Annotated in this window: 18 protein-coding genes; 15 read left to right on the forward strand and 3 right to left on the reverse strand. The window is 58.1% G+C overall.

Features of this window, described 5'->3' with window-relative positions; translation table 11 throughout:
- The 6 genes from FHW77_RS25495 to FHW77_RS25520 form a co-directional block, all read left to right on the forward strand.
- A partial coding sequence (locus FHW77_RS25495) for a hypothetical protein (RefSeq protein ID WP_210277082.1) occupies nucleotides 1-663 on the forward strand: 663 nt, incomplete at its 5' end.
- Between the two features lie 2 nt (nucleotides 664-665).
- Nucleotides 666-1100 carry a hypothetical protein gene (locus FHW77_RS25500; RefSeq protein WP_182590983.1) on the forward strand — a complete coding sequence of 145 codons (435 nt, stop codon included), beginning with the start codon at nucleotides 666-668 and terminating at the stop codon, nucleotides 1098-1100.
- Between the two features lie 106 nt (nucleotides 1101-1206).
- Nucleotides 1207-2670, forward strand: a complete 1464-nt coding sequence (locus FHW77_RS25505) for a phage tail sheath protein (protein ID WP_182590984.1) — start codon at nucleotides 1207-1209, stop codon at nucleotides 2668-2670.
- Between the two features lie 13 nt (nucleotides 2671-2683).
- Complete coding sequence (locus FHW77_RS25510) at nucleotides 2684-3196, forward strand: phage major tail tube protein (RefSeq protein WP_072495471.1); 513 nt, start codon at nucleotides 2684-2686, stop codon at nucleotides 3194-3196.
- Between the two features lie 76 nt (nucleotides 3197-3272).
- Nucleotides 3273-3548: a phage tail assembly protein gene (locus FHW77_RS25515; RefSeq protein ID WP_182590985.1), complete on the forward strand. Its 276-nt coding sequence runs from the start codon at nucleotides 3273-3275 to the stop codon at nucleotides 3546-3548.
- A 122-nt stretch (nucleotides 3549-3670) separates the two neighbouring features.
- Nucleotides 3671-5821, forward strand: a complete 2151-nt coding sequence (locus FHW77_RS25520; protein ID WP_182590986.1) for a phage tail tape measure protein — start codon at nucleotides 3671-3673, stop codon at nucleotides 5819-5821.
- Here the strand turns inward: FHW77_RS25520 and FHW77_RS25525 are convergent.
- A complete protein-coding gene (locus FHW77_RS25525) occupies nucleotides 5818-6141 on the reverse strand; it encodes a signal recognition particle (protein WP_284160415.1) in 324 nt (107 codons plus the stop codon). The genes FHW77_RS25520 and FHW77_RS25525 overlap by 4 nt on opposite strands.
- Before the next feature lie 44 nt (nucleotides 6142-6185).
- Here FHW77_RS25525 and FHW77_RS25530 point away from each other — a divergent pair, with 44 nt between their 5' ends.
- The 9 genes from FHW77_RS25530 to FHW77_RS25570 all read left to right on the forward strand — a co-directional run bounded on the left by FHW77_RS25530 (nucleotide 6186) and on the right by FHW77_RS25570 (nucleotide 12482).
- Nucleotides 6186-6650, forward strand: a complete 465-nt coding sequence (locus tag FHW77_RS25530; protein ID WP_072495475.1) for a phage tail protein — start codon at nucleotides 6186-6188, stop codon at nucleotides 6648-6650.
- A gap of 6 nt (nucleotides 6651-6656) precedes the next feature.
- Nucleotides 6657-6869, forward strand: coding sequence for a tail protein X (locus FHW77_RS25535; RefSeq protein ID WP_020811263.1), 213 nt, complete (start codon nucleotides 6657-6659; stop codon nucleotides 6867-6869).
- A gap of 3 nt (nucleotides 6870-6872) precedes the next feature.
- Entirely contained in the window at nucleotides 6873-8039 is a 1167-nt protein-coding gene (locus FHW77_RS25540; protein WP_182590987.1) for a phage late control D family protein, read from the forward strand.
- Nucleotides 8040-8189: 150 nt separating this feature from the next.
- A complete protein-coding gene (locus tag FHW77_RS25545; RefSeq protein WP_182590988.1) occupies nucleotides 8190-9098 on the forward strand; it encodes a glycoside hydrolase family 19 protein in 909 nt (302 codons plus the stop codon).
- Nucleotides 9098-9367 carry a hypothetical protein gene (locus FHW77_RS25550; RefSeq protein WP_182590989.1) on the forward strand — a complete coding sequence of 90 codons (270 nt, stop codon included), beginning with the start codon at nucleotides 9098-9100 and terminating at the stop codon, nucleotides 9365-9367. The genes FHW77_RS25545 and FHW77_RS25550 overlap by 1 nt, the downstream gene beginning before the upstream one ends.
- A gap of 196 nt (nucleotides 9368-9563) precedes the next feature.
- Nucleotides 9564-9854 (forward strand): phage holin family protein, encoded by a 291-nt coding sequence (locus FHW77_RS25555; RefSeq protein WP_107678098.1) that lies wholly within the window; start codon nucleotides 9564-9566, stop codon nucleotides 9852-9854.
- Between the two features lie 193 nt (nucleotides 9855-10047).
- Nucleotides 10048-10887 (forward strand): DNA adenine methylase, encoded by an 840-nt coding sequence (locus tag FHW77_RS25560; protein ID WP_182590990.1) that lies wholly within the window; start codon nucleotides 10048-10050, stop codon nucleotides 10885-10887.
- Between the two features lie 236 nt (nucleotides 10888-11123).
- Nucleotides 11124-12188 (forward strand): non-homologous end-joining DNA ligase, encoded by a 1065-nt coding sequence (gene ligD / locus FHW77_RS25565; RefSeq protein WP_182590991.1) that lies wholly within the window; start codon nucleotides 11124-11126, stop codon nucleotides 12186-12188.
- A gap of 30 nt (nucleotides 12189-12218) precedes the next feature.
- Nucleotides 12219-12482 (forward strand): DUF982 domain-containing protein, encoded by a 264-nt coding sequence (locus FHW77_RS25570; RefSeq protein WP_182590992.1) that lies wholly within the window; start codon nucleotides 12219-12221, stop codon nucleotides 12480-12482.
- Nucleotides 12483-12485: 3 nt separating this feature from the next.
- Here the strand turns inward: FHW77_RS25570 and FHW77_RS25575 are convergent, their stop codons facing one another.
- Nucleotides 12486-12908 carry a hypothetical protein gene (locus FHW77_RS25575; protein WP_182590993.1) on the reverse strand — a complete coding sequence of 141 codons (423 nt, stop codon included), beginning with the start codon at nucleotides 12906-12908 and terminating at the stop codon, nucleotides 12486-12488.
- Between the two features lie 129 nt (nucleotides 12909-13037).
- Complete coding sequence (locus FHW77_RS25580; RefSeq protein WP_182590994.1) at nucleotides 13038-13343, reverse strand: HigA family addiction module antitoxin; 306 nt, start codon at nucleotides 13341-13343, stop codon at nucleotides 13038-13040.
- Nucleotides 13344-13379 lie beyond the last annotated feature (36 nt).

The following is a 13379-nucleotide window of genomic DNA, read 5'->3' on the forward strand; positions in this document are numbered from 1 at the left end:
GGTGTCGTTTGCCTGCCGCAAGGAACCTACGGCCTATCCTTCACGAACTTCGATAACACGCGAACCTATGTCGCGATGTTTACTGTCACGGCTGGCGAAGCAAACAAAGACAAACTTATTTCGTTTGTTGTTCCGGGTGATACGGCAGGAACTTGGCTCAAGGACACATCGGGCACGGGCATTAGAGCGCGTGTCACATTCGGCTTTGGCAACAGCTTTATGACGGCTACCGAAGGCGCTTGGGTGGCCGGGAACTTCTTAGGTACGGCGGCCCAAACCAACGCACTGGCAACGGTCGGAAACACACTCGAAATCGCGGATATTGGTCTGTATTTTGGCACCAAGTTGCCGGAATGGCAGAAGCCGGATTACCTGAAGGTCCTTAAAGCTTGTCGCCGCCTTTTTCGTGTATGCGGTGCAAACGTTTACTCGACGGGCCATGGCTCGTATGGCGGGGCAATAGCAAACTTTGATCTCACAGAGATGAGAGGAAGCCCGGTAATCCAAGGGTTCTCGCAGAACAACTTCGGAGGCTTCCCTGGCGGCGCGACCTTTGGCCTTAACACCAACAACTCACAGAAGCGGGCCTACATCGCGCCTCAAGGCCAAGCCCCGGCAGATAGTGGGGCGGAGCTAATCCTAATCGCAAATTCGAGGCTTTGAAAATGACCGTATTGAATATCATTTTCACCGCCCCGACGCCCTCAACTGCGGTGAAGTTGGTTATGTCCAATGGCGAGGAATGGTCGGACGACCTTTCCATAGCGGCGGACAATTACCTGCGGCACTTGCGAGATGAGTGGTTGGCGGCGGGCAACATCCCTGAAGCATACGTTGCGCCTGCGCCCATAATCCCGCCGATCCCGCGTCTTGGCTTCTGGCTCGCAGCGGCGGAAATCGGCGTCACGAAAGCCGGCGTGAAAGCCCATATCGACGCCATGCCCGAAGGCGTCGAGAAACAGCAAGCGATTGTCTATTTCGAGGATGCGCAGCTCTACCGGCGCACCGACCCGCTGCTGAACCAGATGGCCGCATTGGAAAACATCTCCCAAGCCCAGCTTGATGACCTCTGGACATGGGCGCTCGCGAACTACGCCTAACGGCTTCCTGACAATGTGCCTCGCCGCTTAGGCGGGGCGCTTTCATCATTCCGGGAATGATCCGGAACCCTCCATTCACAATCTGGAAACTTCAAAGGAGTCCATAATGGCTGACCTGGCCTATGCGCATGGCGTGACCTTGACCGAAAGCACGGAAACCCCGTCGCTTCTTCGTGTCCAGCGCCAAGGCATCACTTTCATCAACGGCACGGCACCTGACGCCGATCCGGCCGCCTTTCCGCTGAACACGCCGACGCTCGTTACTTCTGAGGCGAAAGCGAGTGGCCTCGGCGCGGACGGCACCCTGCTTGAAGACGTGAAGACGGTTTTCGGCGAAGGCGGATCGTGGTGCATCGTCAACCGCGTCGAGCATAGCGCCGATCCGGCAATACTGCAGACGAACCTTATCGGTGACCTGGTCGCGCGAACCGGCATTTACGCGGCACTTCGTGCCAAGGGCCTGACGGGTTATCAGCCGCGCGTCATCATCACGGCCGGCAACACTGGCGCATGGGTGGAAGCCGGCGTCGTATCGGTTTCCGTCGTTGCCGAAGGCTCCAAGCTGACGGAGCCGCCAATTGTGAAGGCTACGGGCGGCGGTAACGATCAGGGCAAGGAACTACCCGAGCTGGAAGCCGTCTTGGGTGAAGGCACTAACGCGGATAAGGTTGTGGCCGTCCGCGTGGTCAAGCCCGGCAAGAAGCTTTCGGAACCGCCTGCCATCACCTTCGAGGGCGGCGGCGCTGATGGTGCCAAGGTCCTGCCGCAGGCGACGGCCAATGTCGGCGACGTTGCAAACCCGTTTGTTTCGGCGCTGAATGCCATCACCCCGAAAATCCGCGCTCGCGCTTACATCAGCGGCCCGAACACGACCAACGCCGAAGCCCTGCGCTTTCGTCGCACCATCAACGGTGGTCGCATTCTAGTCATTGATCCGAAGGTCATCAAGAACGTGAATGGCGTTCCGGTGACAAAGCCCGTTGCGGCTGTGTTCGCCGGCGTGCGCTCTCGCGTCGTGGCATCCAGTGAGGGCGTGTCGGGTTCGGTTTCGAACAAGATCATCCGCACTATCGACGGCGTCGCCCGCACGATCATGTACCCTGATGACTCCAACTACCTGAACGAAAATCAGGTGGCGACGATCATCAACGAGCGCGGCGGCTTCCGCACCTGGGGTAGCCGTCTCGCCATTGATGATCCGATCTGGCAATTCGATAACGTCCGCGCCACGGCCGACATGATCAACGAGTCGCTGGAAGATATCTATTTCGCTTACGTGGATCGCAAGTTCACGAAAGCGAATATGAAGATGATGATTGAGGACGGTAACGCCGCCCTTCGCGTCTTTAAGAACAACGATGACATTCTCGGCGGCAGGTGCTGGTTCCCGGCGCTCAATGATCCGACCTTGATGGCAAACGGCAAAATCTTCCTGCACGTCGAGTTCGAGCCTGTTGCCATCATGGAGCAAATCCACATCACCACTCACCGCAACATTCTCTACTACCGGCTTCTGCTGGATGAAGTGAATGGGCTTATCGAAACCGGCCCGCTCTCGGTCGCCGCATAAGGAGTAGCCAGACATGGCAGAAAAAACCCTTCCCCGTTACATCCTTCGCGACTGCATGCTGTGGGCGGATCGCGAAAGCCAGCTCGGCCAGATCGGCGAAATCACGCCGCCCGTGCCGGAAGCCAAGCGCGAGGGGATGCGCAACGCCGGCATGATCAAGGAACGCAACGTGCACCTTGGTTACAATGCGCTGGAATTCAGCTTCAAGATGCCGGGCCTTGATCCGCAAATCCTGAAGCTCTTCGGCCTGAAGCCCGGCGCTGACACGCCTTTCCTCGTTACCGGCGCGCACGTCGATGAAGATGGCACCACGCACAGCGCCGTCATGTCCATTCGCGGCAAGCTCTACAAGCCCGATCCGGGCACCTGGAAGGGTGGCGATCTCGCGGCGAACGATTACGCCGTGGACGTGAATTACTACAAGCTCGAAATCGACGGCGAAGAAATCTACGAAATGGATGATTTCGAATTCAAAGTCGGCGGCGTCTCGCAAAACGCCGACATTCGTACCGCGCTCTTACTCTAAGGGCGCGTCACTCCCCTCCCGAATTTCTCCTTTCATTCGGCCCGCTTCGTGCGGGCCATTTCTTTGAGGTTCCACTATGACCGAGACTGTAACTGTTGCCCTCGCCAAGCCCGTCGCCAATGGCGAAACCACCATCACCGAGCTGACCTTCCGCGAGCCGACCGTGGGCGATCTGATCATCGGCGACCAGATGACCGGCCAGCTTTCCAAGATGACCGCGATCCTCGCCTCGATCTCTGACACGCCCCTCCCTGCGTTCAAGAGGATCGGTGCGAAGGACTTTTCCAAGATTGTCGATGCGACGGCTGGCCTCTTGGGAAACGAGAAGAAGAGGGACACGACTGGCGGCTAATCGCCGTCTTCGTTTCCGAACGTCATTCCACCTCGCTTGAAGCCATCGAGCGATGGTCACCTAAAAAGCTGCTGGCCTATTTCGAAAAATCCAGTGAGCTTTCCAAGATCATGAGGCAATAAATGTCTGTCGTGCAAAGCACCCTGCGCATCTCCCTTCTGGAAGATGTAGTCGCAAAATCCGCCCCGATCTTCCGCACTCTCGACCGGCTCCAAGGCCAGCAGATGAAGGCGTTCGCGCCGATGCGCGGGCTGATGGGGCAGGCGGTCGCGCTGGGTGCCGGCTACCTCGGCGCGACCGAAGGTATTTCGGCGACGGCCGGCGCAGCCATCGAGTTCGAAACCGCTTTTGCTGATGTGAAAAAGGTTGTCGAGGCGACCGACGAACAGTTTGAAAACATGCGCCGTAGCATCCGGCGCATGTCCGGCGAAATCCCTCTGGCCGCAACCGACATTGCGGCCCTGTTCGCGGCGGCCGGCGAGTCCGGTGTTGCGACTGAGGATCTACAAAGTTTCGCAGAAATGGCCGCCCGCGTGGGTGTTGCCTTCGATATGACGGCGGCCGACGCCGGCGAAAGCCTCGCCAAGCTGAAAACCCAGCTCGGTTTGAACGTCGCCGAAACTGGCGATATGGCCGACGCCATTAACCATCTGTCAAACAACATGGCGTCCAAGGCCAAGGATGTCACCGAATTCATGCTGCGCGTTGGCGCCATCGGCGAGATGAGCGGCTTTGTGAAAGAAGACGTCGCGGCAATGGGTAGCGCCATGATCGCGGCCGGCTCGGATGCCAGCACGGCCGGGACGGCGATGAAGAACGTTATCCGCGCTCTGGCAAGAGGTGACTTTGCAAAAAAGTCGCAGCGTGACGCAGCCAAAGCCCTCGGCCTGCATCTGCCCACCATCGCAAAGGACATGCAGAAAGATGCCAAGGGCACCTTGCGAAAGGTGCTGACGGCAATTGCCAAGGCTCCGAAGCATCAACAGACTTCGCTCCTGTCTGAATTCTTCGGTGATGAAGCCAGCGCCTTCATGCCGCTGGTGGGCAATATTCAGTTGCTCGACCAGGCGCTCGCATCCGTGGCCGACCGGACGAAATATTCCGGATCGGCTTTTGCCGAGTATGTCCAGCGCGCCAACACCACGCGCAACGTCCTCGATCTCTTGGGCAACAAGATTTCGAACGTGTTCTCGGAAATGGGTGACGACATGTTGCCGGCGATCCGGGAGGGTGCGGCAGGTATCGGCTATGTGATCGATACGCTCGGAAATCGGGTGACGATCCTCGATAAGGCCACGGCGACCATGAAGGGGTTCATGCAGGGGCTGGGCTACGAAGGCGGCATTCGCGAGCTGACGGAAGATTTAGGCGATTTGCTTTTCGGTGAAATCGACGCAAACGCGGCAGATCGCATCGGCAGCATTTTCATGAAAGCTAAAGAGTGGGGTGCGGCGCTCCGCGAGCTGAACGATGCAATCAAGGATAATCCGATTGCCAAGTTCCTTGCGGAAATGTCCGGCTACGGCTTTCAGCTCTTCTTGTACGCTTCAGGCATCGCGATGCTGGCCGGCACTGTCCGCAAGCTTGCGGGGGCGCTGATGCTTCTTTCAGGCGCGAGCACAGCGCTTTCCATCCTGAAGACGATAGGGACTTTGAGCGAGTTTCCGGGGCTGGGTGGCGACGGTGGAAAACCGGGCGGAAAATCTCCCAAAGGCGGGGGCGGCAATGTTCCAGAAGTTTTGCCCTGGTATAGCCAAGCTGGCCAGTGGCTGAAGGGCTTTGGTTCGCAGCTCGCGTTCGGTCTGTCTGTCCAAAGCCTCGGCGATACGCCCGGCGATACGTTTCAAGATCAGGTCAATAACCAGCAAAAATACAAGGAGGGTCTGCAAAAGCTGTTCGGCCTCGACAAGGACGCTTCGGGCGTCTCGGGTTGGGACCGCTTCTGGTATGGCGATGCTGCCAAACCGGATTTCAGCTTTCGCGAACATGCCGGTATCTCGGGCGTCGGTGGACCGGCGAGCGGTACGCCCGCCACGGCAAACGCCTCCGGTCAGCCGGTTTTGGCTCGCATCGACGCTGGCTCAATTGCTGAAATGGTGAAGCCGAACGGCACGCAGGATGTCAGGGTGACAAACCGTGAGCCTGTCAGCGTCACGGTCCACAACCAGATCAGCATCACGGGTGTTTCCGATCCAGAGGCGGCCGGCAATGCGGCCGCTGCGCAAGTCGGCGAAAAGGTGCGGCAGGGTGTTGAAAGCTCTTACAGCGACTAGTGAATAAAGCCATTCGCCTTGGCAACCCTGCTTATTTGAGCGCAATGGGCGGCCTTGGCGGATGGCGTCATTTTCTTCTGCTTTGCCTTCCTGCCTGATGTCATCAGCTCAAGGAATGAAGGGAAACCCATGTCGTCGGCCGGCACGTTTTTCTCTATGTACGCCTCGATCATCTTGTGATCGTAGGTTAGGCCGCAAAAATCTTCAGCAGCCAAAACCGTCCCGAGCTGGACTGCAATCTGGCCGGAAACTTTTTCAGGCGCGGCAGAAACTGCCGTCGCGAACATCAGCAGCGGTGCAAGTATCAGCGTTGGCTTCACCGCTGTTCCCCCTCTTATTCATCATGCGTCGCCAGAGGTAAAATATGTCCGGTTATACGTCAATGATGCTCGGCGGCTTCGGTTTCGAGGCGCTGGGCTTCGGCTATCAGGGTGTCAAGCGCTCCCTTAATACCCAATGGACTGAAGTGGCCGTGGGGCAAACCCTCAACCCCCAGCAATGGACCGGCCCAACGTCAGACGAGCTCACCATCGCCGGCGTGATCTTCACCGAGGAATTCGGCGGGCAATCGCAGCTCGACGGAATTGCCGCTGAAGCATTGGCCGGGGTGCCCATGATGCTGGTGACGGGTGATGCGGTCGAGGGTGTCATTCGAGGCGTTTTCACGGTGCAGGGCATTGAGGAAGATAAGTCCCACCACAACGCGCGTGGCGAGGCTGCGCGCAACGCCTACACCATCAAGCTCAAGCGCCAGCCGGACACAACGCCCCTGCCCGGTGGCTCCATTCTGGATCGCGCCACAAGCTTCCTTTCCAATCTCTTCCGGTGATTTGCCATGTCGAACACATACATCACGCGGCAGGGTGAAACCGTCGATCTCGCTTGCCTTGCGCACTACGGCCGAACGGAAAAAGTCGTCGAGGCCGTGCTTGAAGCAAATCCGGGCCTCGCGGCGCTGGGCGTGGTGCTGCCGCTCGGCACCACGATCATCATGCCGGCCATGCCGTCCACCACAACGCAACCGCGCCTTGTCAGCCTTTGGGATTGAGCCATGCATCCACGCGTCGAAGTCACCATTGACGGCCAGCCCGTGGCCGGCACGTTCTATGAGCGTCTGAAATCCATCACAGTGACCGATAAGGAAGGCTTGAAATCTGACACGGTCGATATCGAGCTGAACGATGGCTCGCCCGATTTTCTGGCCTTGCCCCGCAAGGGTGCCATCATTGCCGTCCGGATGGGTTACGGGCAGAACCTTGGATCGCTCGGCACCTTCACGGCCGACAAGATAAATGGCGCATGTCTGCCCTATGGCCTGTCGATCTCTGGCAAGGCCGTGGACTTCCGAAGCGGCAAGCTGAAAGAACGGCAAGAGCGGGCATGGGATAAAAAATCCCTCGGCGATATCGTCTCGCAGATCGCCGATGAAAGCGGCCTGACGCCGGCCATTGATTCCGATCTGTCGAAATTCGTTTATGACTGGATCGGCCAGCAGGATGAAAGCAACCTGCATTTCCTGCGCCGGCTTGCCCAGCGGCATAACGGTCTGTTCTCGATCAAGCAGGGCCGGTTGCTGTTTTCGAAGCTGGGTTCGGGCAGATCGGCGAGCGGCAACAATATCGGTAGCGTCATCGTCACCCCTGAAATGGTGCAGCTCGGTAGCCTGAAATTCGATATTGGCGACCGCACCAAATACAGCAAGGTGGTTGCCTACTATCAGGATAGCGACAAGGCGCAGCGCGTCGAAATCGAAGCGGATGCGGACGCGGACGGCGAAAGCGTCTACCGCATTCCAGAGCCGTTTTCATCGCCGGATGAAGCCGACAAGGCGGCGCAGGCGAAAGCCAAAAGCCTGAAGCGTGGCGAAGGTAGTACATCAGTCACGGTGATTGGCGATACCTCGATCTGCGCCGGCGCTCCCCTGCTCTACGCCGGCATTCGGCCGGGCCTCGATGGCGTGCCCTACATCATCGACACGGCCACGCACAAATATGTCGCAAAAGGCACCTTCACCACGGATATTTCCGGCAAGCTCTACGATGGGAAATCATCGACGGAAGGCGACGATGACGATGGCGGCGGTTCGTCTCGCGGCGCTGGCGGCTCGAAGGCCGAAACGGAAGGTGGCGGCAAGGTCGCGCCAAACAGTGCACCTGGTACACCCGCAACGCCGGCACACTTCCTCACGCCTCGGCTGGGGCGCACAGACGAAAACTAAATCACTGATCGCCGGCGCAAAGCGTTGGCCTCTCCTGTCTGGTCGCATCGCGTGACTTGGCAAAGCCCGGCCTCGCCGGGCGCTTGAACCACAAGGTTCAATCCCTCCCCTCGCCTTCGGGCAATCCTCACCAAAATCGGAGTTATTCTTATGGATGCGACAACGTTCTTCGCATATGCGAGGCGCGCGCCTTTTGGCGGCCGTCTTACGCAGGGCCAGATTGATGGCATGAATGCACTGTTCCGGTGCTGGGAATCTCACAAAATCCCCGCTCCGGATAAACGCCACCTCGCCTACATTCTGGCTTCGGTGTTTCACGAAACGGGCGGCCGAATGGTGCCCGTGCGCGAAACCTTCGCCTCGACAGACGCCGGCGCAATCGCTGCTTTGGACAAGGCATACAAAGCCGGCCGGCTGGGACAGGTCAGCAAGCCGTACTGGCGCAAAGGCGCGAACGGTAAAGCCTACTTCGGGCGGGGCGATATCCAGCTCACGCACGAAGAAAACTATAAAGTCCTCGGCGAGCGGATCGATGTTGACCTGGTTGGAAATCCTTCGCTCGCCCTCGATCTCGATATCAGCGCAGAGATTGCCATCGTGGGCATGCTGGAAGGCCTGTTTACCAAAAAGAAGCTGACGGACTATTTCAACCTCAAGAAGGATGATCCTATCGGCGCTCGGGCGGTCGTAAATGGGACCGACAAGGCGAAGCTGATCGCCGGCTATTACAAGTCCTTCCTTGATGCATTGGAGGCGGCGACCGTCGCTTATTATCAAGGCCAGCCGGACGATGTTGCCGAACGCGATGCCCAGCCGGACAACGTGCCGGCCATGAAAAGCAAGTCGCTCTTGACGATCATCGGCAGCTTCCTCGGCGCTATCGGCCTCGGCGCGGTGGACGATTTGAAGGGCGTTGTTGAAAGCGGCGCAACCCTGTTCGGTGCGATCTCCAATCCGTGGGCCTTCGGTAGCCTGGTCTTCGCGACAACCGGGGCTGTGGTTCTGACGTGGCTTGTCGGTTCCGGCCGGATCACGATCAACCGGAGCGCCGCACGGTAATGTTCGGGCTGGATGCCGGATGGCTGAAAATGGCGGCTGGGGGGCTTTTCTGCGCGTTCGCCCTCACCGCTGGCTCCTATCACCTCGGAAAGCACGAAGGGCGCTCCATCGAGCGTGCTGAGGGCGAGGTGAAGGCCGCAAAGAACGCGCTCCAACGCATCACCGAAATGGAGAAAAACAATGCATCGTTCCGCGATCTTGCGCCTCGCCATCGTTGCCTCGCTCTCATGCGTTCTAGCGGGTTGCCTGACAGCGCCTGCGACGACTGAAGGCAGCGGATATCAGCTTACGCGCTTTTCAAATGCGGAGGCGGCCCGGCTGGCTTCGCAGGATGCCACGGCTGGCCCTGCCATCCACTCAAACAACCAGCAGTGCATGAAAGACCCTGCCTGCCGCAAATAGAAATCGTAAGGCTTCAAGGAAGCCAAGGGGCTGAAGGTGGACAAGTTCAACTCGTTCAACGAAATGCTGACCGCATGGGGCGGCGGGGCATTCACAACTATAATTGGCGCACTTGCCGGCCGCTTTATGTGGCACGGCAACGAAGCCAGAAAGGGCAACAGGAAGTTTTTCGGGCGCGAACTGCTTTGGGAATTTCCGGTGGCCGTGGGTATGGCGCTAATCGGTGAAGGCCTTGCGTCATACGTCGGTATGAGCCAGCCCGCATCGACCGGGCTTATTGCCGCGCTCGCCTATCTCGGCCCGCGCGGAACGGAAGTTCTCTTCCAGCGCTGGTTTAGCAAAAAGGTCGCCTGACCTTACAAAAACATGGGCCGGCTGGTTTTCCACCCGGCCCATTTCTTTTGCCGCCCTCGGGTGGTCGCAGCCTCGCGGCTGCAACAGCGGGTGCTGATTGGCCTCATACCCCGCCCGACAACATCAAAGATCATTGCCGCACCCTTCGCCTGCGCAGGCCGGGGCGGTTTGTCAGAAAAGATGGTCTTACACAATGCAAAATGTCTTTCAGTTTTCCGAAGTGCGGCCGGTGTCTCCCCCTGCCGCCTATCTCGGCGGTAAGAAGCAGCTTGCCGGCCGGATCGCTGCATTGCTCGAACAAATCCCCCACGATCTCTATGTGGAGCCGTTTACTGGAATGGGCGGGGTATTCTTCCGACGACGCCTTGTCCCTCGCGCGGAAGTGATCAACGATATTTCCGGCGATGTGACGACGCTCTTTCGCATTCTGCAGCGTCACTTGCCCCAGCTGCTGGAGGTGATGAAATTCCAGATCACGTCACGGCGAGAATTCGAGCGGCTGGCCGCGTGCGATCCTGTCACCCTGACCGATCTGGAAAGGGCCGCCCGGTTCCTCTACCTTCAAAAGCTGGCGTTCGGCGGCAAGATTTCCGGCCGAACCTTTGGCGTCGATACCACGGGCAGTGCGCGGTTCAACGTCACACGGCTGACGCCGATCATGGAAGAAGTCCACGAACGCCTCGCCGGCGTCGTGATCGAGTGCCTTGACTGGCGCACGCTCATCGAGCGGTACGACCGGCCGGGCGCGATGTTTTATCTCGATCCGCCTTACTATGGCTGCGAGAACGATTATGGAAAGAACGTCTTCAAGCGGGATGATTTCGCGGAAATGGCCGAACGTCTCAGCACGATCAAAGGCCGCTTCATGATCTCACTCAATGACCGGCCGGAAGTGCGGGAAATCTTCGGCCGCTATCCAATGACGCCGGTTTCGCTGACCTACACTATCCGGGGCGGCGAAGGCAAAGAAGTTGGCGAAGTCGTCATCCTTGATGGCAAAGAACCGGCAATCCCGAACCTGCCATTGCTTTGAACGAAAGCCGCTCGGTTACGCCGGGCGGCTTTTTGCGTTTCTGGCGCTGGCGTCGGGAATGACATTCTAATTTCTCGCGCCGATCGCGCGCTCGAGCGGATCCGGGGCCGCAATAAAATTACAAGATCGCGAACGAATGTTTCACGCTGCAGCATCGGCCGCCGGCGTTCGCTGGAATGATTTTCCCCGCTCCTGCCGACAAATCTTTGTAAAGGTTTCGGGCGCAGTCTGTCGGTATGACAAAGCCCCCTCGCCCACGCTCTAAACCGCTGCTGCGCGATGATGGTAAACCCATCCAGTCGCGCGCGATCCGCAAGCGAAACAAAGCCCAGCCGGCATTGCCGCTGGAGCCAATGCCGGCGCGTGTTGAACCCGCCCTTGCGCTGCTGAAGCAAAAGCCGCCTTCAGGCGACAAATGGGGCTGGGAAATCAAATGGGACGGCTACCGCCTCGCGGTCCATGCCGACGCGGGCGGCGTCCGGATATTGACGCGCGGCGGCTATGATTGGGCCGCGCGGTTTCCGGCTATCGAGCAAGCGGCACGCGATCTCGGTCCGGCGTCTTTCATCATCGACGGCGAAGCGGTCGTCCTGGACGAGCAAGGGCGCTCGGATTTTAATGCGCTACAGAACAGCTTGGGTGCTGTTGGCGCGCGTAGCGGCAAGAAGACGGCCGGCGACGCTGTGCTTTACGCCTTCGATCTTCTTTACCTCGACGGGCGCGATTTGCGCGAGCTGCCTTACAGGAGCCGCCGCCACCTGCTTGAAGAAATGCTGACGGGCTTTGACGGCGCGATCCGCATTTCGGAAGAGGTTGAAACCGACGATCCCGGTTTGATGCTTGAACATGCCTGCCGCCTCGGCCTTGAAGGCATCATCGGCAAAGATCGAAACAGCCCCTACCGGAGCGGAAGAACTGGCGACTGGATCAAGGTGAAATGCGTCCAGTCAGAGCCGTTTATGATCGTAGGATATGAACCCTCCATGTCGGCCAGCGGCGGCTTTGCCTCGCTCTTGCTGGCCGCCTATGACGGCGACGAGCTGCGCTATGTTGGAAGCGTCGGCACGGGCTTCAAGGAGCGCGCCGCAAACGAGCTGCGCCGGATGTTCGATAAACTACCTTGGCGGAAGAAAGGGCCGCCCGTGGCCTATTCTGACCGGCGTGAGGTCGTTTGGGTGCAGCCGACGCTTATTGCGGAAATTGAATTCCGCCAGTTGACGCCGGATCGTAAGCTACGCCACGCAGCTTATAAGGGGCTAAGAGAGCGGCAGGATAACGCGGACGTGTACCGGCTTGATTAGGCCTCGGGGTTTTTGGTGTAATCTCTCACTATGAGCGAATTTAGAATAGAGCCGGTAACGATCAATTGGGGTGACTTCGAAACCTTTGAAACGGTCACGGAACTGGCTCGATACCTGCTCGACAAATGGCCGGCAAGCACAGATGCGCCAGCTTATGTGACGGCGCTCATGGTCTGCTCGGCCGTGCTAGAAAACGGCTTGGATGATCGACCGGAAGACGCGCGGGCGGCTTTCGTTGATGCTGTGCACGAAGCCCTTTTGTCTGTTTCGCCAGATGATGACCTAGATTTCTAGCTACTAGTTTTCTTCATCGGATCGCCTCACTATTCGGCCGCCATGCCGCAACCGCACGATGCCGTTTATATTGTGTTTGTAGACCTGGTAGGCGGCATTTGCCGCCATGATGTTGCCAGCGCCGGCAAGTTCCATGCAACGAAAGCCCTCGCCCGTGATTTCATCGACGGTGAAAGGAAATTTTGTGTCGAAGAAAGGCACCTTTTTTGGGTCTGGCAAATCCACCACATGTTGCTCCTGACCTACTTCGCAAAAGAAGATGCTTTCCCGGCCGTACACCCATGCAATGACGGTGCGCCATTCAAGCTTGCCTTTTGCCTTGTAACAAACCTGCCATTCACCTTGATAGCAAATCAGCATTGGCCAGCTTAGTGGCTTCCTGATCGTGGTTTGAATTTCGGTTGATTTCAGGAGCGGCGCGGGCATTGATCCTTCCTTTTTGTTCTATGAATGTTCTCATATCCAAAAAGTGTCAAGCAATCGCCGGTAGACTCCAAGATACAAAAAAGCCGCTCATGAGGGTGAGCGGCTTTCTTGTTGGTCGTGGGCTCCGCGTCAGGCAACTTCTAAGGTGGGCACGTCCTTCAGGTCCACGGTATGTTCTGCCTGCCAAGCGTCGTAAGCTGCCTGCATCCTAAGCCAAATAGCGGCTCCATCTCCAAACAGCTTTCCCAGTCTCGCCGCGATGTTGGGCGATACGGGCTTCTTCTCATTAAGAATATCGTATAGCTGCTGCCGGGAAATGCCCAGCATATTAGCTATCTCTACCTTATTCTTCCCAGTCTCCGGGATGATATCATTGAGTAATGCGCCCGGATGAGATGGGCACCTCTTCAGGGGCCTCTCTACCTCATAAGCCATTCTCGTCTCCTAACTGTGAGGCGTGCACTTCACTGT

It is taken from the genome of Agrobacterium sp. RC10-4-1, from assembly GCF_014138475.1.
GTDB classification, from domain to species: domain Bacteria; phylum Pseudomonadota; class Alphaproteobacteria; order Rhizobiales; family Rhizobiaceae; genus Agrobacterium; species Agrobacterium pusense.

What these genes read in the sequence shown, in the direction of transcription:
- FHW77_RS25555 (WP_107678098.1), top strand. Translation starts at nt 9,564, where the DNA reads ATGCTGACCGCATGGGGCGGCGGGGCATTCACAACTATAATTGGCGCA.
- FHW77_RS25535 (WP_020811263.1), top strand. Translation starts at nt 6,657, where the DNA reads ATGTCGAACACATACATCACGCGGCAGGGTGAAACCGTCGATCTCGCT.
- FHW77_RS25575 (WP_182590993.1), bottom strand. Translation starts at nt 12,908, where the DNA reads ATGCCCGCGCCGCTCCTGAAATCAACCGAAATTCAAACCACGATCAGG.
- FHW77_RS25520 (WP_182590986.1), top strand. Translation starts at nt 3,671, where the DNA reads ATGTCTGTCGTGCAAAGCACCCTGCGCATCTCCCTTCTGGAAGATGTA.
- FHW77_RS25530 (WP_072495475.1), top strand. Translation starts at nt 6,186, where the DNA reads ATGTCCGGTTATACGTCAATGATGCTCGGCGGCTTCGGTTTCGAGGCG.
- FHW77_RS25570 (WP_182590992.1), top strand. Translation starts at nt 12,219, where the DNA reads ATGAGCGAATTTAGAATAGAGCCGGTAACGATCAATTGGGGTGACTTC.
- FHW77_RS25510 (WP_072495471.1), top strand. Translation starts at nt 2,684, where the DNA reads ATGGCAGAAAAAACCCTTCCCCGTTACATCCTTCGCGACTGCATGCTG.
- FHW77_RS25515 (WP_182590985.1), top strand. Translation starts at nt 3,273, where the DNA reads ATGACCGAGACTGTAACTGTTGCCCTCGCCAAGCCCGTCGCCAATGGC.
- FHW77_RS25505 (WP_182590984.1), top strand. Translation starts at nt 1,207, where the DNA reads ATGGCTGACCTGGCCTATGCGCATGGCGTGACCTTGACCGAAAGCACG.
- FHW77_RS25540 (WP_182590987.1), top strand. Translation starts at nt 6,873, where the DNA reads ATGCATCCACGCGTCGAAGTCACCATTGACGGCCAGCCCGTGGCCGGC.
- FHW77_RS25500 (WP_182590983.1), top strand. Translation starts at nt 666, where the DNA reads ATGACCGTATTGAATATCATTTTCACCGCCCCGACGCCCTCAACTGCG.
- FHW77_RS25560 (WP_182590990.1), top strand. Translation starts at nt 10,048, where the DNA reads ATGCAAAATGTCTTTCAGTTTTCCGAAGTGCGGCCGGTGTCTCCCCCT.
- FHW77_RS25580 (WP_182590994.1), bottom strand. Translation starts at nt 13,343, where the DNA reads ATGGCTTATGAGGTAGAGAGGCCCCTGAAGAGGTGCCCATCTCATCCG.
- ligD (WP_182590991.1), top strand. Translation starts at nt 11,124, where the DNA reads ATGACAAAGCCCCCTCGCCCACGCTCTAAACCGCTGCTGCGCGATGAT.
- FHW77_RS25550 (WP_182590989.1), top strand. Translation starts at nt 9,098, where the DNA reads ATGTTCGGGCTGGATGCCGGATGGCTGAAAATGGCGGCTGGGGGGCTT.
- FHW77_RS25545 (WP_182590988.1), top strand. Translation starts at nt 8,190, where the DNA reads ATGGATGCGACAACGTTCTTCGCATATGCGAGGCGCGCGCCTTTTGGC.